The sequence below is a fragment of the Dysgonomonas sp. UBA7630 genome (assembly GCF_002483985.1).
Taxonomy (GTDB): domain Bacteria; phylum Bacteroidota; class Bacteroidia; order Bacteroidales; family Dysgonomonadaceae; genus Dysgonomonas.
This window is the reverse complement of the sequence record NZ_DLIY01000004.1, coordinates 18,198-40,562: the sequence shown is the minus strand read 5'-3', so window position 1 is coordinate 40,562 and position 22,365 is coordinate 18,198. Positions and strand designations below refer to the sequence as shown.

The window sequence follows — 22,365 nt, the reverse complement described above, 5'->3', positions numbered from 1 at the left end:
CTTTACTTCTTAGATTTTGCAAATCCTACCTGAGTTCTTACACATCTAAATCCAATATACGAGCGTGGTTGGTTTTGGAACTCGCCTTCACGCATGTCTCCTCTGATGTTGCGCCCTATATCTTTCCACGATCCCCCTTTTACTACCTTTTTCTTTATAGCGTATGGGTCTTCTTTGGCAGCATCGTATTTGTATTGAGGATTCATATCATTCATCATTGCTGTACCCGATTCGGTATAAGCGGTAGAAGTCCATTCGGAAACGTTACCGGCCAAATCATATATACCAAAACGATTTGGTACATAAGAGGCTACACGGGCAGGGATAAGGTTTCCGTCTTTCGTATAGTTTCCTTCTCCGGGTTTGAAGTTTGCCATAAAGCAAGCCTTCTCATCCATTGTACCTTCTTTATCCCACGGATATTTATTTTCGGTCTTACCATTACGTGCGGCAAACTCCCATTCTCCTTCTGTGGGCAATCGGAAGTTTTCGATCGGACGTCCATTTTTTGGTTGTCCCATTTTGTAGAACATGGTTCTCCATTCACAGAAAGCAGTAGCCTGTTCCCAAGTTACACCTACAACCGGATAATCGTTATACCCCGAGTGAGAAAAATACATGCGCATATATGGCTCATTGTAAGCATTGTTGAAATCGTTTACCCAAACAGTAGTATCGGGATAAACGTTTACAATCTTGGTATGTACAAAATCGAATAATGAGCTTAGAGGGCGAACGATTGTTTGGTTTACAGGACGTCCTTCTTCATTGATATAAGCAGTATCTTTTGATATCATCACTACTTGATTGACGTCTATTGCAATATCTGTATTGAGGGTTCGTTCCTGAGGTATCAAACGGTTTCTACGTTTTGCTGCTTCGGTATAATCGAACCATTCATATTTGAAATTCATCTGACGAGGGTCTAATCCTCTAACTCCTGTTATGGGGTGTATAAAAGTCACGCTGTTTATTGCCAACTCCTCTTCTTCCAAAGGGCGTTTAGGTATCGGTCTCCTCCAATCGAGGTATGGTTTTACCGGGTCACCGTATCTGTCTTCTGTGATTTTGAATGCTTCGTTTCCTCCGTAGGCAGGGTCGGCCAGGCGTTCACGAATAATTGAATCGCGTACCCAATAGACAAATTGGCGATATTTGGAATTGGTGACTTCTGTCTCGTCCATCCAAAAATTATCTACCGAAACTCCTTTCGGATTAGCTTTTATATCCCATAGGGAATCGTTCTCGACCGGTCCCATTTCTATAGAACCTCTCGATACCAATACCATACCGTAAGGTGTAGGTTCGGCCCACGACGATCCCTTTTCGCCAACGACTTCACCGCCGATGCTTGATCCTACCGATTTACCACAAGAAGTAAACAGGATGAGTGAAGTTATAATTGCAAAAAACAAATGTTTCATATTTCTTTTATGATCTGATTCTGTCAGTCAACTTTTTTATTTATTCTACTTGTAAGTTTGTATACTCGTCTTTTTTATAATTACAATATCCTTATGCTTTTGCCTGAATGCCTGTCTTTCCGCTTCTCTAACGGCATACTATAGCGTATAAACAATTCGTGGCTTCCATGACTAACCTTCGATATCTCTGATGTTGAAAGGTCGTATGAATAGCCTGCATCTATATTTTTTATTTTCACACCAAGCAAAAATACAAAACCGTCCCCTTTTCTCCAAGATATTCCTCCATTGAACATCTTTTTATATTCGGCTTTAGCTGTAACTTCCAATTGATAGGTCACTGCATCAGATTTAAAGAGAGCAGATGGTTGCAATTCTATCAACGGATTTCCGAGCTTTATATTGTATCCTCCTGTCAGATAATAGATACGAGAAATAGAAGAGGTGGTTTGCTCATCTATATCAAACTTAGGCTGCATTAAGTGCGTTATAGAAGCCCCTAAGTAATAGGTAGGGGTGATCCACGATACACCGAGTCCCATATCAAACTTCTTTTCGCCTATAGCTGTGGTTGGTACTTGTGGGTCTGTTTCTCCTTCAGATTCGTTTCCTGTTCCTCCTTCTCCGCTTGGTGGGTTCTTTATCCCGGAAGCATCGAAGTCTATATTCATCATCCCCCCTTGTAAGCCTACTCTTAGGTGTTTGTTTTTCTTAAACTTAAACCGATAAGCGTATTGCAGCATGGTGGAGGTATTCGTAAATAATCCGAATTTATCAGTTATAACCATTGCACCCACTCCATGTTCCTTACCCAAAAAGTTCATAGGCATATTCAATGAAACCAACGATGTTATCGGTGCTCTGTCGAGACCTGTCCACTGACGGCGATGCAACAGAGAACTTTCTATAACATTTCTTTCTCCAACAAATGAAGGATTGTAAAAGTTCTTCATATTCCAATATTGACTGATCTGGGAATCCCACTGACCATATACAACACCCGAGCCTAGAGTGAAAAACAGAAAGAATAATGTTATATAGTTAAGTTTCATTCACAAATGTCAGTGATAATGGAGTGCAAAGTAAGTACATTTTATTTTAATTAACGGTCGAAAGCCTTGTAAATTGTGTGTTTAGCTATAATTTGTATTTTAAATGTTTGCTTAGTAAAAAACATCTCGATTCCAAAAAGTAACAACCAACGGTCACAGGAGCAAAGCGTATGTAAAAGTAACACTTTTACGGTATGTTTTTATTGTCACTTTATTTTGATCCAAAATAAGAATACCCTACTAATAGATATTTTTTTCATAAAGGCATAAAAAAACAGGCATGGGTTGATTATGCCTGTTTTGTATATATCTTAAACGTATTTACTAAGATTCACTATCCCATATCAAAGCAAGTTTGAAGTTATAAGCGTCAGGTAATACAGGAGTATCAGGAGAACCATCTGATGTTTGAATATAAAAGGTAACAGAAGGATTAGTTCCGTTTCCATAAAAGATATCGAAACCTATATATTCGGTATACGGAGTAGCTAAGTCTTTATATGCTTGTACGAAAGGTAAGTTTTTCTGTACTTCATAAATGCTTCCATCCGGAGCTTCTTCATTTACAAAGACAGTGGCAGCAATTGTGCCAAATTCATACAATCTCTCATCTATCTCTTTTACGCTTATAGTCGCTTCATAGCGATTGTAAACGTTATTCCATCCCCATTGATTTTTTTCAACCTTAAAATCTTTTGTTTTAACTTCCGAACCTACATAATATTGTTCGGTAATATCGTCTCCACAACCCGTTAATCCGGTAATGCCAAATACAGCCAAAAGAGAGATAACTAAATACTTGTATAGCCTTGTTCTCATATAATAGTTTTTTTATGATTGTTAAAAATACAGATTCTATTTTAATTAAACAACAAAAGCCCACCTTTTGTTAACATCCGCTAATGGATATTATTTTTTTTAACGCATCATCTTCACTTGTTTCAGATAAGTTGATCCAGTGAATTTCTTTATCTCTTTTGAACCATGTGATTTGTTTGCGAGAGTAAATCCGTGTACTTTGTTTTATCTTTTCGATAGCAAAATCAAGAGTCCATTCGCCATCCAGATATTTGAACAACTCTTTATATCCGACCGTATTTAATGCATTGAGGTGTCGTTGTGGATAAAAACGTTCGGCTTCTTCTATCAGCCCCGAAGAAATCATTTCATCTACACGGTTGTTTATCCTTTCGTACAATTCGGCTCTGTCGCGAGTCAATCCTATTTTTATAATTTCGAACGGACGTTCTTTTTTTGTTTGTGTTCTGAATGATGAATAAGGCTTGCCCGTCATCAGGCAAACTTCCAAAGCGTGAATCACACGCTTATAATTTTTTAGGTCTACTTCGTTATAAAAATCAGGGTCTAGTACTTTCAGCTGTGACCGTATCGGTTCCAGCCCTTCTCGTTCGTACAATTCATAGACCTCTTTGCGAAGGCTCTCTTCTATTGTGGGTACATCGTCGATGCCATTGCAGAGAGCATCGATATACATCATAGAACCACCACTGGCTATAATTACATCGTGCGGTTTATGAAGATCTTCTATTATATTCAGTGCATCACGCTCAAATTCACTGGCACTATAGTAGTCGGTAACATCAAGCATACCAACAAGGTGATGTGCAACACGTTCTTTTTGAGCTATAGTCGGCGCAGCTGTGCCGACTTCAAGTCCTTTGAAAAATTGTCGGGAATCGGCTGATATGATAGGCGACTGATAGTGCTCAGCCAAGTTCAGACTTAGTGCTGTTTTCCCCACTCCTGTGGGGCCAAGCAGTACTATCAGGCGTTTCATTAATATTCTTCGTCGCTAGGCAACTGAACATCGTCTAATCCGTCAAAGCCTTCGGCATCCAGTTCGTCCATGTCGTATCCTTCGTCGCCATAGAAAGTCTCACCCGTATCCAACGATGTAGAACTTGCAGCAATTGTTTCGAAGTCAACAAACTGAGTAGGAGGGTTTCCTGTGGATTTAGTGCATACGGCTTGCTCGAGGTTTTTTCCAGTAATGATTTCTCGTAGTTCCATAAAGAATGCACGTTCTGTCATATAATCAAATACGTACATCAATTTTTGTCTTTCATCTTCCAAAAAATCGTTCAGGATAGATTCTTCCATTGTATACGAATCTTCGTCCGAACTTGTATCCATTTCCACAAGGGTGATTTCTTGTTCTTTTTCCCAGTCGTCAGAGCAGATAAAGAATGAAGTCATCTCACCGTCTTTATAATCTACCGACTTAATAATTGCCTGATGCAGATCAAGAAAAGTATTATCTGCATCTATTTGAATCTCACGCTTGAAGTCTTCAACTTCATCTGATAAAAGTAAAAAACGGAATATCATTTTAATTTATGCTTATTTATTTCTGCTTCAAAAATAATAATTTTTTACAACATTTCTGCAAAATAAATGCAGGGATAGGAAAGTAGAATTACTTTATAACTTTCATTCATTTTTTATCAAAACTTTCCGCTTGTCCACTATGCTCGGGATTTCGTTTTCATAATGAGTGACATAGATTAGCGACTTGTTTGAATCACAATACCTTTCAAGAATTTCTTTTACTCTTCTTTTGTTAATAATATCCAATCCATGCAGCGGTTCGTCGAGTATAAGGAGATCGGGATTTTTTACGAACACCCGGGCTAACAATATCAGGCGTTGCTCGCCAGAAGACACGTTCAGAAAAGATACATCTTTGAGATGTTCCACTCTGAAAAGCTTCATCCATTCTAGAGCCACAACCTCTTGTCCTGTGTCGCATTTTCTGTATAAACCGATAGTGTCGAAAAAGCCTGACCCGACAACATCGAGACATCTCACATTCTTTAGATAATAAAGATGCATCTCGGGAGATATGTATCCAATCCGCTTTTTTATATCCCAGATGCTTTCTCCTGTACCCCTTTTACGGTCAAATAACGTTATGTTATTCGCATAGGCTTGAGGATTATCACCGCATATCAAGCTCAATAAGGTTGATTTGCCCGCCCCATTGGCTCCAAGCAGAGCCCACTTTTCTCCTCGTTTGATTTCCCAATTCAGATCTTTTAATATTGTTCGTTGTCCGTATCGGATATGAATGTTTTTTAGAATAGCGGCATTCTCATAAGCCTTGATCTCTCCGTCATTAGATGTTTGCTTGAGTGTCTCCAGTCCTTCGATACCGACAGAGGGGAATAATGAAGTTACAAACTCTTTATCTTCCTTAAAAGCCATGCGAGACATCGGTTCGTATATCTGTTTGTCTTTTATCGGCAGAATATGGGTAACCATATCCGGTATATCGTTGGGGTTGGATAAGATCAATACAATCTGTAGATTATCGAGTTCGGATAAACGGGTGAGCAGATCATTCAAAACTTTTCGGGATGACGTATCGAGTCCGATAAACGGGTTGTCGAGTATCAAAATACGAGGTCTCGATAAAAGAGAGCGCACAATCAAAAATTTACGAAGCTCACCACTCGATAGAAGATTAACCTCTTTATTCATCAGATCTTCTATCCTGAACCACTCTACCAATGTATTCAACCACGTTTGATCGGCATTCTGTACCAAATCTTTTGTTAGAGGTACTTCTTGCTCATCTCCCTTATTCCACCGTTGTTGGTAATAGCTGTTCTGTGTATCAATAATGCTGTATATATCCCTAAAGGCAACACTTTTTACGACAGATGATACAGATCGATTTGTCCCGGATTCGCTAGTGCAAACAATCTCACCTTCTTTAAGTGCATATTTCCCCAACAATATATCTACCAAGAGCGTTTTTCCTCCGCCATTTGGACCAATAACCGCCCAGTGTTCGTTTTCTTTAATCGTCCAGTTTACGGGATGATTAAATCTTAAACTATCAATGCGAGGAGTCGCTCCTTTTATTTCAATTATAATCTTTTTCTCCATAAGTAAGAACTAAGTTACAAAGATAATGAAAGTCGTATGTCGGTGCTTACAGTATTCCGGAATAAAGAATTAATATCAAGCATTTTATTCAAAAAAGAGAGGGTATTTATCTCATTTTTTACATTTCATAAATCTTTTCTTAAAATATTTCCTATAGTATAAGAAATATATTAAATTTGTAAATTAATACAAACAAAATAGGTATTTACCTTAACACCAAGTATATCATTATGAAACTAAGACTTCTACTGTCATTTATGCTTTTAGGGCTATTTGTATTCCCTGTAAAAGCTCAAAATGCAACTACCACATCTACGTCGAATGATCCGGCTGTACAATTAATCAGTGATGATCGTGTAACAATATTGAGGGGAGATACTCCGGGACAAACTGTAGTATTGTCGAATGCTGCCACCAATAGGAGAAAGTATTTTGGTTGTCCTGACAGTATACCATCACTGTGCGCACCAGTAAAAGATGCTCCTCCGATAGAGGCGGAGACCAGACCTATCAAAAATCCCGACCCGGTTGTAGCACCTGTGAAAAAAGATCCTTTCTTTTTGCCTAATCCTGTCTTTTTCCGTATAAATAAATATGTGATAGATGCATCCGAATGGTCTAAGGTTGAGTTGGCTGTGGATTATCTGAACGAGCATCCCGGTTCGACTGTTGTTGTAACAGGATATGCAGATAAGAAAACAGGTACTGCTAAAATAAATATGAAGCTGTCAGAACAACGTTCTAATGAGGTGGCAAAAGCTTTGGAAACAAAATATGGTATTGCCAAGAATAGGATATCTGTGAACTGGAAAGGTGATGGATTACAGCCGTTCCAGCTCGAAAATGATAAAAACCGTGCTGTGTTATTCTTGATAAATCCGTAGATAAAATATAAAACATGAAAAATAAGCGGAAACTTAGTTTCCGCTTATTTTTTTATATATTGATCCTGAATAAACCTCAATTGTTTTTCCAGCATAGAAACCCGGGTCATCTCGTATCCTGCTTTCTGTGCCTCTATTATCGGTCGTGTATAGATATAGTCGATTTCTAAAGGACGATGAGCATCAAAATCAAGTTTCATACTTGGTGAATACGGTCTCATTTGTTGCGTCATAACCAGCATCTCATCCGCATAAGATTCTGGTATGGTAAATTTTCTCTTTCCTACGTGATTAGCACCACGTATCACGTCGAGCATCATCTCTTTCAATAGCTGTGCAGTTGACGGATGATCCACCAGAATATCTGTTTCTGTATTTAAGACAACGGTCATGCCATTATACGGGATGTTCCAAACCAGTTTCATCCACCGTGCTAACTCAAGCTCCAGAATATTTGATTCTATTCTTGCTTGTATGAAGTCGGAACATACCTGTTCCAATACTCTTGAATCTCTACAAGAGTAAGATCCCAAATTGAGTTTTCCATAGTCAAAATGGGCTATATGACCATTTCCTATCTTACTGGAGCAAATAAAAGCCAAACCTCCTGCAATTTGTAATTAAGGAAAAGTTTCTTGTAGATCAGCTTCCAGTCCCAATCCATTTTGTATCAATATTACTATTGTGTCTTGATGTAAGAGGGGAGGGAGTAGCTCTTCTAAGAGGTTATTGTTTGTTGATTTCAACGCAACCAAAACAACATCACATGCAGGCATGTCTTTCGTATTGCTATAAGCTGGAACATCCGATAAATGAAAGTTTCCGTTAATGGAATCAACCTTTAGCCCATGTTTCTTTACATAGTCATAATCTGAATGAAGCAAAAAGTGAACTTCATTTCCAGAGTGAGCTAAGCTTCCGCCATAATATCCGCCTATAGCTCCCGTTCCTATTACTGCATATTTTAGAGACATATTTTTTTATTATAAAGATATAATTTTATGCTTCTCCATTTACTGCTATGTCGTATAATTTATTCTTTGTTATATTTACTTTAATGTATAACAAGGAGCTATTATCGCATTCGCTCTTCTCCATCTTTTTTAACCACAGAGTAAAAAGAGTAACACAGCGTTTTTGCAATAAAACAAATACTTCATTATTTTTGATCAATTACTTAAAATCCAAAAACAATGCCGAAATATCTGACCAGAGTTATTGTGATAAGCTGCGTACTACTGCTTGCCGCAATTATATACTTTGTGTTCAGCCCCGCAGAATCGGCATATTTTCCGCAATGCCCTTTTCATCAGCTCACAGGATTCGACTGTCCGGGCTGTGGTTCGCAGCGAGCCATACATCATTTACTACACTTTAGGCTGAAAGATGCATTTGCAAGTAATCCCCTCTTAATACCGGCAATTCCTTATCTTATCATTGGAATTTATTTCGAATACTTTGGCGGTAAAGAAAAATATCCGACCGCACGGAAGACATTATTCGGAAAAAGGGCTATCATTCTAGTTCTTATACTGATTGTGCTTTTCTGGATAGGGAGGAATATCAGCTTTTCATAATATATAAGAGGGATAACAAGCCACGGGATACAATTTCCCCCTCCAATAGAAAAGAGTGAATCTAATGAAGGGGGAAGAAAATAAAGTATATCTTTTATTTCACAGCTTCTACTGTGTATCCTTTAGCAGCAAGCTGAGCCAGCAATCCGTCCTTGTCGGCAAGGTGCAACGCACCTACGGCAATGAGGCTCGATTTATTTTTCATTATCTCAGGAAGTTTTGCGATCCACTTATCATTACGGTCTTTATTCAGAGCGTTTTGCGACTTTTGTGATACACCACACGGATCGTCCGGATTATTAAAAGCAAGGTTGTACATATTTGTCAACTGCCCTGCCTTGTAGTATGAGTTCAGTTTATCCAACATATCTTTTGCCTTGTCGCTGTTCACGACATAGCATGCCAATGAAACAGCCTGATCTTTCAACGGTTCGGCATCGAACAGAGCATAAATCTGATCTTCGACAGTTTCGAGACCAACAACGGTTTTTCCTTTCTCGGTAGCTATGCGTTGTACATATCCATCGATAGCCTCGTGTGCCATCGGGTTGAACTCGGGATAAAACTTTGTATATAACGTGATGGTGTACAACATAGAAAGCATACCCGGTTTGAGTTGTCCAAACTGACTGAGACCAACACCGAAAAGCTTTTTCAGCCCATCATCCAGCTTGGAATAGTCGTCGGGAGACAACAAAGCTGCATAGCTCTCGCCTGCCGGCATCATCGCCGCCTGTTGCAGTTTGGCCTGCATCGCTGTCTGATCAGACATCAGAAGTTCGCCCACCGTTTGTTCGGTAGCATCCATGGCACTTCTTAGCCCCGGAATGCTATCTACATAGCTCACATGTGCCAGATGGTGTGTACCTAGTATATAAGAAGGCTTTGATAGCCCATTGCCCGAAACCTTCCAAAGCAAAGCGTTATCATACTTCGTTTCGTTCTGAGCTGTGAGCGTGGTAGCAGCTACAAATAGTATCAGTGCAAAAAATGTTGCGACCAGATTTTTCATATTACATTTATTCGTTAAGTTTCTTACAAAGGTTATTTATATTTATCATGCTGACGACTAGAAGCATTTCTTATGGCAAGAGATTATTTACTCCTTTCAATATGACAAAGAGGATATTCTTATTATTTAGTCAACATTATCTTTCTCAAAATCCTCTATTTCCCGTATCGAATCTTGTATTTTCTTTATATTATTCAAGTACAAATATTTATAGATCAGGAAAGAGAAAACCATCGTAGCTGCAATCATAAAGATAAGCAACAAGAGCATAAACGACGACTCGCCGTCGGACGAATATCGCCCCATCAGCTTAGGAAACATACTGGGCAGACCATAATATATATACGACACCGAGAAAGCTACTATCCACACAGCTCCTATAATAATTTCGTACACCAAGAATTTCTTGTAGCGTGTCACCCCCTTCGATATTTCCAGTATTCCCATTTTAGACACATCCGCCTTCTTCAGGTAGCTGATCTTATACAGCTGCCAGAAAAATGCCGGGATAAGCAATGCAAAATAAAGGATACCGGGCAGAGGATGCATACAATAGAACAAGACTCCTGCAAACACACAAGGTATGAGCAGCCACAGAAAGCACTTGTCATACTTCAATAAATTTGCATAAGCGCTTTTCCCCTTATTATCCAACATTTTCTGAATCTTTGATTCATCGATTGTCGGCTTTATATCCGCTTCTTGCCACGTTTTTTTTATGCTATCGAGATCCATATAATTTGGTTAGTTTTGTCCATTCGACATCTGCTTCAACTTATCTTTTATGCGGCTCAGCTTGGTTGCCACATTTGTCACAGAAAGCCCTGTGATTTCGGCTATCTCCTTATACGGTTTATCGTCGAGATAGAGTAAGACAAGGGCACGTTCGATTTTCCCTAAACGGTTGATTAATTTGTACAATTCTTGTATTTCTTCATTGTTGTCTACCACGTCGGGAATATCTGTCGATATATCTACATAGGAAACATTAATTCTATTCCTGCGATAAAAAGACACACAGGTATTGAGCGCAATCCTATATATCCAGGTCGAGTACTTGCTTTCGCCCCTGAACGACGGATACCCTTTCCATAGGTTGAGTACGACTTCTTGATAAAGATCGCCGATCGGATGCTCTTTGTCGGCATAGAAGGAGGCTACTTTGAAGATAATACCCTCGTTTTGGCGTATCATCTCTAAGAATTGTTCATCCCTTTCCTTCGTTTCTTTCATCTATTAGAAGTCGCTTTATTATATATGTCGCAAAAGTGTGCGATTTATCACAATATTAGGAATTTTTTAATGTTTAATCACGAATAGATGATGAAAATATGAAGCGGTAACCAAAAAAATGGATGTAAAAGCTTGTTGCTAGGGGCATGTTCTCAATTCGGGTAGCTACAAGAATAGCCTCTACTGTAAGATATATTTTTTGTTATGTACTATCCATTTTTCATATCTTTGCAAAAAAATGCAAACATCGGATAGAATGAAAAAGATAGTATACTTGCTGATTATTTTGTTTAGCATATCCGCGTGTAAATCTGTTAAGTTTATGACAAGCAACGAAAAATCACTGATAAATAGCGGAAGTGCAGATACTCCGTTCAGAGTATTGCAAACCGACAACCAAAGAGATTCTCTTTTCCTCAGAAAAAAAAGCATCGATCTGGATGCGAAGAACATTGCAACCAACAAAGACCTGCAACTCCTTATCGACCGCCTGCAAATGACACTTGCCGTAGAGTCGGGAGTAGGCATCGCAGCTCCGCAGGTGGGTATCGGGCGCAACCTGTTCCTTTTCTTGCGTATCGACCAAAAAGGGATGCCTGTGCAAGTAGCCATCAATCCACGTATTGTAGGTCATTCGGGTGAGACATTCCTCTTCGAAAGAGACGGATGCCTTTCCGTACCCGAACTATCGGGCACAACGAATCGCTACACATGGGTAGATGTGGAGTATTACGACGATAACGGAACGCTTATAAAAGAAAGACTAAGCGGCGGCTCTCGTGGCGCAGACTTTACGGGCGTGATATTTCAGCACGAGTACGACCATCTGCAAGGTATATTGTTTACCGATAGACTGGCTACTGCCGTTTCTCCTGAGGTTCAGAAAGAGGATTGATGCTGCCATTTGAAGAAAAAACAATCGACAACACAAAAGCAAAAAGAGTAAATCAAGGAAATGATTTACTCTTTTTTTGACGAATATAGTTTTGTATGTATTCGTATTAAGATTAGAAAGTTAACATAATCGCCGTCTAAAGTAAGACCGCGAAGCAAAAGTATAGTATTCATTTTGCACTTATGTTAACTATTATAAATCCTGACCACAACTTTTCTCCACACAAGCAAATTATATAAAGCTCTTTTTTCGAATGTATTCTTTGAAAATAAAAACTGTTTACTAAAAATTACCGATCATCTCTCTATGTTTCGAAAACTCCCCTCAAGAAGCAACAAAAGGTGTAAACATTTATAAATATTTACAGCAGAAAGGGCATTGGAAAAGCGTTTTCGCTATTTGGAGATATCCTCGTAGAGAAAGAAATATTATCGACGTATTGAATTTATAATGGCAAAAAAATAAGTTATAGGATGTGATAAAAGATGAAGTACATCATCGCAAAGTTGTATCCGGCATGCGACAGCACAGCTCCAAATATAGAGTCACACATCTGCTTACACGCAAAAAACAGTCGACTGACAGCAAACATTGACAGTACCCACAACAGTGCCGGAACAGGAAGCAATTTCCACACACCTGCATCAAAAATGATTCCGAAATGAGCCAGATGCGTTAATGCAAAAGCGAGGCTATCGAAGAGAGAAGCCTTTGTTTCACCAAACTTGGGAACAAAGCTGCCATGTATTACCCCTCTGTACAGAAATTCTTCGCCGATAGGGCTGAATAGCATACTGGGTATAGCGGCAATAAGGAAGAAGATAAGCCGATGACTATCGTCCAACACGACAGACGTGCTGGCTTTAGAGATATAGACAAGCGAATTGCTGATTGTGTTGCCATACAAAAGATAAAACAGCCCGTATATAGCTCCGCACGCCAATGCGCCCAAGGCAAAAGAATAAAGCAAACGAAGGTAATTGTTAGGGCGCTTAAAGCCAATTTCTCTCCTGCCCTTGCGAGTGAGAAAAATAAAAGGGGTGAACCACATGATGAAAAAGATGATAAAAGCTGTGCCATATCCGCCCGACATGTTCGCATCCAACACCAGAATAAAACGAGGAACACCAAACAGCAGAATTAGCGCAAGACCAAATTGCCAATTATAGTTGAAATAACGTGACCATATTTTGTGTAGTGATTCCATATCTAAATAAGTATTACGATTAAAAGTATAAATGAAGCATCTCTTTCTATTCTGACATAAGATTCTTCACTTCTGAGCATGGCAATAAAAATACATTTTAAATATCATCCCGAAAAGAAGAAATCCCTAAAATCTGAAAAATGAGCTTAAATATTTACTTAATAAGAAAAAACATCGCCTGAATATCGATGAAAATTGTACTTTTGTGATATAAACAATTTATCGAAAGTATTGATTTAAACTTTTATCGACATGAATGGGATAGACTGGTCTAATTTGTCTTTCGGGTACATGAAGACAGATTATAATGTAAGAAGCCATTACAAAGATGGAAAATGGAGTACACCAACCGAAACTACTTCTGAGAGTATTGACATTCATATAGCTGCCACTTGCCTCCACTACGGACAAGAAGCATTTGAAGGACTCAAAGCGTTTAGAGGTAAAGACGGGAAAATCCGAATTTTCAGAATGCGCGATAATGCTTTGCGTATGATTTCTTCATGTCATGGTATTATGATGGCCGAGCTTCCTGTCGAAGTTTTTGAAGAAACAGTATTAAAAGCTGTAAAACTGAACGAAAAATTTGTTCCGCCATACGGAAGCGGAGCTTCTTTATATATCCGTCCGCTACTGATAGGCACAAGTGCGCAGGTGGGCGTAAAACCTGCTGCCGAATACATGTTTCTCGTATTTGTTACCCCTGTAGGCCCATACTTCAAGGAAGGGTTTAAACCTACTCCGGTTGCCATCCTGCGAGGATACGACCGTGCAGCACCGCTGGGTACAGGTACAATAAAGGTAGGTGGCAACTATGCAGCCAGCCTCGTGGCAGGACACAAAGCACACGAAATGGGATACTCTGCCGTTCTGTATCTCGATGCCAGAGAAAAGAAATATCTGGACGAATGCGGCCCTGCAAATTTCTTCGGAATAAAAGACAATACATATATCACACCGCTTTCGAGCTCGATACTTCCTTCTATCACCAACAAGAGCCTGATGCAACTGGCCGAAGATATGGGAATGAAGGTAGAACGCCGTCANNGGACAAGTGGGTACAGCTGCCGTAATCAGCCCGATATTAAGAGTAGATGATCTGGACGAAAACAAGTCGTATGTGATATCTAAAGATGGTAACGCAGGCCCTGTAAGCACCAAGCTGTACAACAAGCTGAGAGCGATACAGCAGGGCGACGAACCCGACACACACGGCTGGGTAACAGTTCTCGACTGATCGGGTATCCATACTCTAACAACTTGTTTGCTTGTCTACAATAGTAATTGAATAATGGCAGAAGATAACAATATACAACCCACCGAGAGAATGGTGCTACGCACCGAAGACCTTGTAAAGCGATACTCGTCGCGTACTGTCGTAAATCATGTCTCTATAGATGTGAAGCAGGGCGAGATTGTCGGCTTGCTAGGCCCCAACGGTGCAGGGAAAACCACAACGTTCTACATGACCGTAGGATTGGTGATGCCCAACGAAGGCAAGATTTTCCTCAACGACACGGAGATAACCAAGTTCCCTGTTTATAAGCGGGCGCAACATGGCATCGGCTACCTGGCACAGGAAGCCTCCATCTTTCGCAAGATGACTGTGGAAGACAATATCCGGTCGGTACTGGAAATGACAAAAACATCATCCGAGTATCAAAAAGAGAAGTTGGAAAGCCTCATCGATGAGTTTGGGTTACACAAGGTTCGCAAAAATCTGGGTGACAGGCTATCGGGGGGGGAACGCCGCCGCTCGGAGATTGCCCGCTGTCTGGCTATCGACCCTAAATTTATCATGCTCGACGAGCCTTTTGCGGGGGTAGACCCTATTGCTGTGCAAGACATTCAGGAGATTGTGGCAAAGCTGAAATATAAGAACATCGGGATTCTCATCACCGACCACAATGTGGACGAAACGCTGAGTATCACCGACCGTGCATATCTTTTGTTCGAGGGGAAGGTATTGTTCCAAGGAAGTGCCGAGCAATTAGCTGAAAATGAAACGGTAAGAGAGAAATATCTCGGACGTGACTTCCAACTGAAACGACGCAATTTTGAACATTTGAAATAGCAGAATAAAAAATAACAGGGAGCGCAGATTGATATAATCTGCGCTTTTTTTATGGCTGAAAATAAGATAATATAAGAACAACATATATATAAGTTAANNCACACAGAGATCGCTTTTTGATATTCAATATAAATAAAATTTATAAAAAAAATACTACCTCCAAGAAAGCTCTTATACCCAAACCATTACACCCTGCCAAACTACCATAATAAAACAAATAAAATTAAAAATAGGGGATAAAAACACACTAAAGTTGCATTTCTATATCACAATAGGTATTTTTACAATCAAATAGATACCAATCTAAAGAAGAATACACAGAATTATATCCATTTTTACAAAAACTAAACCTATGTTAAAATCACACTCAAGACATACAATGTTTATAAAACGATAAATAATTAAGAATCTCTTGTTAAACCTAAAATCACAAAAAAATGAGTAAAAACAAATTTTTATCAAAATGCATTTTATTGCTATTTTTATGCGCTTGTTTCACAGCATGTTCAAATGAAGAAATTTCGAAGAACACTTCAAACCAGGAGAATACAAATGAAGAAACTAAACTAAAAGCTTCTATTGACAATTATTTCGATTTCGAGGCTGAAAGATTGAATATGATCGATCTAAAAGGGAATTTGGTTAAAGGAATTTTAGTTCCATGGGTAAGAGAATCGCCTAATGCTGGCGTCTCCAGCGAGTGGATAGATCATAACTTTCATGTATCAGGAGCTAAAAGAATGTATACTAAATCAAATGGATGGGAACTAGTATATAGTAATATATTAGAAAAAGATTCATATAAGTATATTGGTTTGTACAATAAGTATACAGGAATTTTACGTTTTTTTGTCTATATATTTGCAGACCCAGGCAATCAAGGATCATCCCAATCGGTATGGGGAATTAGTGTCAACAAACAGACCTCTTTGATGAACTTTAACAAAAATACACCTCTACCAGCAGATAAACCTGACCCTGCACCTGCGACAATCTCAACAACTGAAGGTACTTTCTCCAATGGTAAATTCACATCGATAGGATTGGCTAATAATACATGGTATGCCTTCGAAATTGAATGCGCATACGCCCCTGAAACGATCTCAGACAGTAGCTATTTCTTTACAATAATGGGTAGAGCTATTAATAAAATCACTACAGAAGGAACAGCTACTACTACAGGAGAGATTACTGGTACAATTAAAGCCACAGCATCTTCATCATCCTCTCCTTCAGTAAGCTTTAGCAATATGTTCAACAATACTTTAACAAATACAATATCAGCGACAAGTAATACTGGTGGATATGTAGGAGATAAAATTGATCAAGGAATAAAAAAGAACGATCCGTTCTTCAAAAGTCTTTGGAGCAATATAAAAAGTAATGCATCAAAATGGGTTACTTCCGGATTAGAATCCGGTGCTAAAAAAGGAATTGAATCCATAATATCATCAGGAAGTTCTCTTGCTGTAGATGCGCTAAAAGGTCTTCTTGGAGGTTTAATCGGTGACCAAGATAAGGTTAGTAAGGTAGATCTAAAAGTACAGTTAGATTCTAAAATTAAAATGGAGTCAGAACAAATACTTGCAGGATGGACTGATAGGAGATTAGCAATACCAGGAGGTCCTGACAAATCTCTATTATACAATAAACCTCTGGGAGTATGGAACTTAAAAACAACACCTGTAGTAACTGTCCATTCTAATCGTTGCATTTACTATGTCGACAGAAAGGCTCCTACAAGAATGGCTGGGATGAAGTTCTATTTTACATACTCCATTGAGAATTATTCTATAATACTAAATCCTGAAATAGAAAAAGAATTTAATATTTCAGGACCTTGGGCTACAATTTTAGTAGAAGGGACAAGTCAACCAGATACACCTTTAAATAAACCTTATGGTTACATTGTAAATGGAAAGCTCTCCGGAAATAAATATGAGGATATTAAATTCTACACAGGGAATACTGGACTATATTATGAAACACAAGTATATTTTGAATCAACAAATGGTAGTGGAGACAAAAATCATCATATGAGTAATAGAAAATTTAAAGTATATATTTCATTCAATATTACACATAAGACTAATGGTAAAAAATATTCTTTCAGTAAAATGTTTGATGCAAATAGAGAGTTCAAAATAGAGAGTACTTACAATGCTTATCTAAATGAAGGTAATTATCATCCTGAGTGGGGTTCGATGTATGATTAACATAAAATATACCTAACTATTTATAAACGAGTAAAGAAGGAGCTGTTCTTAAGAAGACAGCTCCTTCTTTTTTGCCCAAAAGCCCATACTCAGTCTAAAAAAAGTCATATTACAACACAAATAAAAGACTACTAAACAATTATACGACAATATTTTAACAAGAATCACACCCTACAAAAAGTCATATCAGAGCTTACACCAGCCTTATTTCCAGTCAATTATTACTAATTTCAAAACACATAAAATTCTATGTTTAACGCTAAATTATGTTATCATGAAAAAAGCTTTGTACACATTTATCGCTGTTTTTGTATTTACACTTACATGCAGTAGCCTGAAAGCCCAGTCAGTCGACGTATTTTTCACAAATGACAAGCTAAGTTCTGACAAATCGAAAGTGACTGCTGATGTTTACAGCAGCCAGCCGTCAACTGTTGTTTTCGAATTGAGAACAAGCAAGCATCCTTCTTTTTCGTACAGTGCAGCCGGATATAAGGTGATAGATTGGTCAAATTATATGAGCTGCTATGTGCCCAATACGAGTACGATGGTTACTTACATGACAGTAAATCTGCCTCAGGGATACTCTCCTATCGAAATCTATTTAACAAATTACCCTACAGTAATAATGCTACTCAGCAAAGTAAACGGAGTTGCAGCTAGTACCCGCCCAATTGTTTTCGCAAATTATTATTGAAATTTATTCATAATACAAGATCAAAAGCGTCTGGATATTCAGGCGCTTTTTTATTTCCGACTCTACCCTGCGATTTTATTATCACTACAAAAACATTACCTTTGCAATCTATCCTAAAACATTATGACAAAAGCTATTTTTTTTGATATAGACGGCACGTTATTAAGTTTCAAAACACACTCGGTTTCACAATCTACAATCGATGCTATTAACGAAGTAAAGAGACAAGGCATCAAGGTTTTCCTTGCCACAGGTCGCTTGAGAAAGCAGATACAAAATCTGGGAGGCTTGGAGTTTGATGGCTTTATAACCGTAAACGGAGCGTATTGTGTAACTACCGATCATGATGTTATCTTCAAAAAGCTGATCCCCAAGGAAGAGCTGAAGTCGCTGATCGAGTATCAACAAAACGAGGTGAAATTTCCTTTAGCCTTCATGCTCAACGAAGGTTCGTTTGTAAACTATGTAGACAGCAATGTGGAAAAGATAGCTAACCTTGTGAAGGTAAATGTGCCTCCTGTAAGAAACCTAGAGGAGATGATCGATCAAGAGGTTCTACAAGTAAACCTGTATGTAGATGATGCGTTGGAAAAAAGAATAATGAACGAGGCATTGGTAAGTTGCCATGCCAGCCGATGGCATCCTACATTTGCCGATGTAAATATCAAGGGGATAAACAAGAGCACAGGGATAGATAAATTTCTCGAACATTTCGGCATCCACAAGTCCGAGACGATGGCTTTCGGAGATGGAGGCAACGATATAGAAATGCTTCGCCACGTGGCTATCGGCATAGCGATGGGAAATGCCGGCGACGATGTAAAAGCGGCGGCCGACTACGTTACCGATGACATAGACGAGAATGGCGTTGCAAATGCATTAAGGCATTTTGGAGTAATAAAGTAAAAAGAGGTGAAAATCCCTTCCACCTCTTTTCAAACCTAAAATCACCTAAATTCAGGAAATACTGTTCCTAGTTATTTAGACAAGGAATTGCATATCTCCAAATTCACCTTTTTTACTCGTGGTTCGTCCACTTTTATTTCTTTTCTATCGTATGTTATGAAGCCGTTTACTTCGCCTTCCACATCCGTAGTCTGGGTGTAGACAGCAGCAGAGAAACCGGCTTTGATAAGCTTTTTCAACTGTTCGGCATACTTCACATATTCGTCTGTCACTTCTTTGGCATTCTTAAACTGAACGTATCCCCAGTTTTTGTCAGGCTGCCACAGATGGTTCTGAAGCGGAAGACCTATACCTCCATACTCTCCAAGCACTGTAGGACGTTCGGCATCGTAGAGATACATGTCAGGGCCCGGATAGTTGTGCAAGTCGAGCATATCGCCTGTACGGTAGAAGTTACCGCCACTAGCAGGGTTTACAAGGCGAGAAGGATCATACGCTTTTGTCCATTCGGCAATCTCCTGTGTTTTGAACTGTCCCCATGCTTCGTTGAACGGAACCCACACAGCGATAGAAGGATAAGAGATCAGATAATCCATAATCGCTTTCCACTCCTGACGATAGTTTGCTTCCGACTCGGCACTACGAATCAGCTCCGATCCTTTGAAGTAATCTCTGTTTTGCCACTGTGGCGAACGGTCACCGTTAGGCATATCTTGCCAAACCAATATCCCCAGACGATCGCAATGCGTGTACCAGCGTGCAGGCTCTACCTTCACGTGCTTGCGTATCATATTGAATCCAAAGTCTTTCGTTTTCTGTATGTCATACACCAAAGCCTCATCGGTAGGTGCGGTATATAGTCCGTCGGGCCACCAACCCTGATCGAGCGGGCCAAACTGGAAGTAATCTTTATTGTTGAGTTGCAAACGCATAATGCCATTATCGTCACGCTTGAACGAAACCTTACGCATGGCCGTATAGCTCTTTACCTTATCCTGAGCTTTGCCTGCACTGTAAAGCGTTACTTCTACATCGTACAAGAACGGACTTTCGGGCGACCATAGTTTAGGGTCGGCGATAGGCAATTCGAGCGTCTGTCCCGCAACGGCTTTTCCCGAAGCTACAGTTTGTCCTTTATCTTTTACTACTACCTCTACAACATCTGAAGATGAAGTATTTGCCGCACATACATCGAATGCTATTTTCTTCGTATCGAGGCTCGGTATAGCCTTAATATTGGCAATATGTTTGTTATTCACCGGCTCTAGCCACACTGTTTGCCAGATACCCGACACAGGAGTGTACCATATACCGTGAGGGTCTTTGTGCTGCTTGCCGACAGGCTGATAGCCGTCTGTGGTAGGATCCCAGACTTTCACAACCAATTTTTGAGCACCCGATGTAAGGAAAGGAGTAACATCAAAGCTGAACGGAGTATATCCGCCCTTGTGTGTACCCACTTTTATATCGTTAACAAAAACCTCTGTCTTCCAATCTACCGCACCAAAGTGAAGGATTACATTCTTACCCTTCCACGACGATGGTACAGAAAAAGTTCGTTTGTACCAAAGTTCGTTTTTTGCTCCAAGTTCCTTTTGCACTCCCGACAGGCTCGACTCTACAGCAAACGGAACAAGTATCTGTCCGTCGAAACTGCGAGGTTCGGCTTGTCCGATGGGTAAGATTGCATATTCCCATAGTCCATTTAGGTTTGCCCACTCGGTACGCTCCATTATCGGACGTGGATACTCGGGCAATATGTTTTTGGGATCAAGCGATTCTGCCCATTTTGTTTTTATCTTATCTCCCGCTGGTTTCCATTGGGCAAAAAGACCAATACTGGTGACAAATAAAATTAACAATAAAAAATTCTTCTTCATATCTTATATTTTGAGTTAATGATTCCTTGTAGAATAAAGCTTATTCTATAAAAATTAGCGATATGTTATGTTATTCTTCGTGTAGTGAGAGAAAGAAAACTTTCGTCTTTCTTTACTTCCCGAACGAAGCTTATGTTCTGGGCTCGCTTCGTCCGGGGCAGTAAATACCAATCATTAATTAGGTTGCAATCTCCTATCTATTACAATCACTATATCTTTAAAACACAGGCTTATCTGCCGAAGAAGACGGTTTGCCTCCCTCTATATAAGGCCATGAATTGTTATCCCATTTTACCTGATCGAGCAGCAGTATACGCCCATTGGGGTGGTTAAGGTCTACGCCATGGTAGAATATCCAGTCGTTGCCTGCCTTGTCCTGTACGATTTCGGAGCAGTGTCCGTTGCCTACAAAGCGGGAGCTTTTGCTTATCACCACCGTATAGCCGTTGTCCATCATATCCTTGCCAGTCTTATCCACATAAGGGCCAAACAATGATTGTGAACGACCAACAACAAGCTCGTACGTACTGTTTGCACCTTCGCAACAACTGCCTATAGACGCAAACATGTAGTAATAATTTCCTTTCTTGTGGATATATGTTCCCTCAAAGGCTGTTCCGGCTATTTGCTTTTTCTGCGCTCCTTCTTTTACCGACAGTCCGTCGTCGCTCAGCTCTATGGCATAAATGCCTCGGAAGCTGCCCCAAAAGAGGTATTTCTTGCCTCCTTCTTCGATGTAAAACTGGTCGATGGAATTCTGAACGCCGATCTCGTTGCTTCTAAAAAGCTTTCCTTTGTCGGTGAATGGTCCTTCGGGCTTGTCGCTAACAGCTACGCCAATGCCGCATGTCCACTCGCCACCCCATACCGACATGGAGTAGTACAGCACATATTTGCCGTTGATGTAATTAATATCAGGCGCCCACAAACCTCCGTTGGGCTCGAAGGTGGGGCGTGTGGCATCCGTAAATGCCGTTCCTAAAAATGTCCAGTCTACAAGATTATCCGACCTGTAGATAGGAGTATTTCGTGTATTCTCTGTTGCATACAAATAAAAATGTCCATCCTGTGCCTTTATGATTGTTGGGTCGGGCAGGCTCAGAGCCACTACAGGATTTGTATATTTCTGATTTGGAGTTACAGGTGCTCCTTTTTTAGAACTGCTACATGCATTACATCCCGTTGCCACAAGCAATTGGAGAATGAACATATATGTAAAAATTTTCTTCATGGTATTATTCAAATTTTATTGCATTATCTTATGACATGCTTTTCGTAGCGTTCTGCACTGCTAAGTTAGCATGCCAAGAATAAAAGATAAGTATACTTTTCAACCAAAAAAGTGTCAAAATAAGCCAAATTCGGCTTTTGACTAGTTTTTATTACTATTTGACCG

General features: G+C 39.6%; 21 protein-coding genes and 1 pseudogene. 8 read left to right on the top strand and 14 right to left on the bottom strand.

All coding sequences use genetic code 11. From position 1 onward, the window contains the following. Window positions 1–2 precede the first annotated feature (2 nt). From B3P17_RS01785 to B3P17_RS01760, 6 genes are all read right to left on the bottom strand, one after another. Window positions 3–1,424, bottom strand: coding sequence for an SUMF1/EgtB/PvdO family nonheme iron enzyme (locus B3P17_RS01785; RefSeq protein ID WP_252637004.1), 1,422 nt, complete (start codon window positions 1,422–1,424; stop codon window positions 3–5). Between the two features lie 80 nt (window positions 1,425–1,504). After that, entirely contained in the window at window positions 1,505–2,476 is a 972-nt protein-coding gene (locus B3P17_RS01780; RefSeq protein ID WP_252637002.1) for a PorP/SprF family type IX secretion system membrane protein, read from the bottom strand. 324 nt (window positions 2,477–2,800) lie between these two features. Continuing rightward, window positions 2,801–3,295 (bottom strand): hypothetical protein, encoded by a 495-nt coding sequence (locus tag B3P17_RS01775; RefSeq protein WP_252637001.1) that lies wholly within the window; start codon window positions 3,293–3,295, stop codon window positions 2,801–2,803. A 70-nt stretch (window positions 3,296–3,365) separates the two neighbouring features. Then, on the bottom strand, window positions 3,366–4,274 hold the full coding sequence (gene miaA, locus B3P17_RS01770) for a tRNA (adenosine(37)-N6)-dimethylallyltransferase MiaA (RefSeq protein WP_252636999.1): 909 nt from the start codon (window positions 4,272–4,274) through the stop codon (window positions 3,366–3,368). Next, the gene (locus B3P17_RS01765; RefSeq protein WP_252636998.1) at window positions 4,274–4,825 is read right to left on the bottom strand and encodes a plasmid pRiA4b ORF-3 family protein; all 552 of its coding nucleotides are present in this window, start codon (window positions 4,823–4,825) and stop codon (window positions 4,274–4,276) included. The genes miaA and B3P17_RS01765 overlap by 1 nt, the downstream gene beginning before the upstream one ends. A gap of 102 nt (window positions 4,826–4,927) precedes the next feature. Next, window positions 4,928–6,388: an ATP-binding cassette domain-containing protein gene (locus B3P17_RS01760; RefSeq protein ID WP_252636997.1), complete on the bottom strand. Its 1,461-nt coding sequence runs from the start codon at window positions 6,386–6,388 to the stop codon at window positions 4,928–4,930. A gap of 230 nt (window positions 6,389–6,618) precedes the next feature. Between B3P17_RS01760 and B3P17_RS01755 the strand changes: the two genes are divergently transcribed. Then, complete coding sequence (locus tag B3P17_RS01755) at window positions 6,619–7,272, top strand: OmpA family protein (RefSeq protein ID WP_252636996.1); 654 nt, start codon at window positions 6,619–6,621, stop codon at window positions 7,270–7,272. Window positions 7,273–7,316: 44 nt separating this feature from the next. Here B3P17_RS01755 and B3P17_RS01750 read toward each other — a convergent pair whose 3' ends face one another. Together B3P17_RS01750 and B3P17_RS01745 are read right to left on the bottom strand one after the other, a co-directional pair. Then, window positions 7,317–7,874: a ketopantoate reductase C-terminal domain-containing protein gene (locus tag B3P17_RS01750; protein WP_291102932.1), complete on the bottom strand. Its 558-nt coding sequence runs from the start codon at window positions 7,872–7,874 to the stop codon at window positions 7,317–7,319. An 18-nt stretch (window positions 7,875–7,892) separates the two neighbouring features. Further along, window positions 7,893–8,246 (bottom strand): 2-dehydropantoate 2-reductase N-terminal domain-containing protein, encoded by a 354-nt coding sequence (locus B3P17_RS01745; protein ID WP_291102929.1) that lies wholly within the window; start codon window positions 8,244–8,246, stop codon window positions 7,893–7,895. 219 nt (window positions 8,247–8,465) lie between these two features. Between B3P17_RS01745 and B3P17_RS01740 the strand changes: the two genes are divergently transcribed. Continuing rightward, a complete protein-coding gene (locus B3P17_RS01740) occupies window positions 8,466–8,849 on the top strand; it encodes a DUF2752 domain-containing protein (protein WP_252639383.1) in 384 nt (127 codons plus the stop codon). Window positions 8,850–8,943: 94 nt separating this feature from the next. On the opposite strand, the gene B3P17_RS01735 is transcribed toward B3P17_RS01740, so the two are convergent. From B3P17_RS01735 to B3P17_RS01725, 3 genes are all read right to left on the bottom strand, one after another. Continuing rightward, complete coding sequence (locus B3P17_RS01735) at window positions 8,944–9,861, bottom strand: TraB/GumN family protein (RefSeq protein ID WP_252639384.1); 918 nt, start codon at window positions 9,859–9,861, stop codon at window positions 8,944–8,946. A 126-nt stretch (window positions 9,862–9,987) separates the two neighbouring features. After that, complete coding sequence (locus tag B3P17_RS01730) at window positions 9,988–10,596, bottom strand: hypothetical protein (protein WP_252639385.1); 609 nt, start codon at window positions 10,594–10,596, stop codon at window positions 9,988–9,990. Window positions 10,597–10,605: 9 nt separating this feature from the next. After that, window positions 10,606–11,094 (bottom strand): sigma-70 family RNA polymerase sigma factor, encoded by a 489-nt coding sequence (locus B3P17_RS01725; RefSeq protein ID WP_252639386.1) that lies wholly within the window; start codon window positions 11,092–11,094, stop codon window positions 10,606–10,608. A gap of 256 nt (window positions 11,095–11,350) precedes the next feature. On the opposite strand from B3P17_RS01725, the gene B3P17_RS01720 reads away from it, so the two are divergent. Beyond that, entirely contained in the window at window positions 11,351–11,989 is a 639-nt protein-coding gene (locus B3P17_RS01720; RefSeq protein ID WP_252639387.1) for a peptide deformylase, read from the top strand. Between the two features lie 466 nt (window positions 11,990–12,455). Here B3P17_RS01720 and B3P17_RS01715 read toward each other — a convergent pair whose 3' ends face one another. Beyond that, a complete protein-coding gene (locus tag B3P17_RS01715) occupies window positions 12,456–13,196 on the bottom strand; it encodes a CPBP family intramembrane glutamic endopeptidase (RefSeq protein ID WP_252639388.1) in 741 nt (246 codons plus the stop codon). A 252-nt stretch (window positions 13,197–13,448) separates the two neighbouring features. On the opposite strand from B3P17_RS01715, the pseudogene B3P17_RS01710 reads away from it, so the two are divergent. From B3P17_RS01710 to B3P17_RS01690, 5 genes and pseudogenes are all read left to right on the top strand, one after another. Continuing rightward, a pseudogene (locus tag B3P17_RS01710) lies at window positions 13,449–14,433 on the top strand (branched-chain amino acid aminotransferase). Window positions 14,434–14,487: 54 nt separating this feature from the next. After that, window positions 14,488–15,270, top strand: a complete 783-nt coding sequence (gene lptB, locus B3P17_RS01705; protein ID WP_006844650.1) for an LPS export ABC transporter ATP-binding protein — start codon at window positions 14,488–14,490, stop codon at window positions 15,268–15,270. A gap of 473 nt (window positions 15,271–15,743) precedes the next feature. Next, window positions 15,744–17,486, top strand: coding sequence for a hypothetical protein (locus tag B3P17_RS01700; protein WP_252639390.1), 1,743 nt, complete (start codon window positions 15,744–15,746; stop codon window positions 17,484–17,486). 274 nt (window positions 17,487–17,760) lie between these two features. Further along, the gene (locus B3P17_RS01695; protein WP_252639391.1) at window positions 17,761–18,183 is read left to right on the top strand and encodes a hypothetical protein; all 423 of its coding nucleotides are present in this window, start codon (window positions 17,761–17,763) and stop codon (window positions 18,181–18,183) included. Window positions 18,184–18,306: 123 nt separating this feature from the next. Next, a complete protein-coding gene (locus B3P17_RS01690; RefSeq protein WP_252639392.1) occupies window positions 18,307–19,089 on the top strand; it encodes a Cof-type HAD-IIB family hydrolase in 783 nt (260 codons plus the stop codon). Between the two features lie 71 nt (window positions 19,090–19,160). Here the strand turns inward: B3P17_RS01690 and B3P17_RS01685 are convergent, their stop codons facing one another. Then, window positions 19,161–20,969 carry a glycoside hydrolase family 2 protein gene (locus tag B3P17_RS01685; protein ID WP_252639393.1) on the bottom strand — a complete coding sequence of 603 codons (1,809 nt, stop codon included), beginning with the start codon at window positions 20,967–20,969 and terminating at the stop codon, window positions 19,161–19,163. 217 nt (window positions 20,970–21,186) lie between these two features. After that, window positions 21,187–22,200 (bottom strand): family 43 glycosylhydrolase, encoded by a 1,014-nt coding sequence (locus B3P17_RS01680; protein ID WP_252639394.1) that lies wholly within the window; start codon window positions 22,198–22,200, stop codon window positions 21,187–21,189. Between the last annotated feature and the right edge of the window lie 165 nt (window positions 22,201–22,365).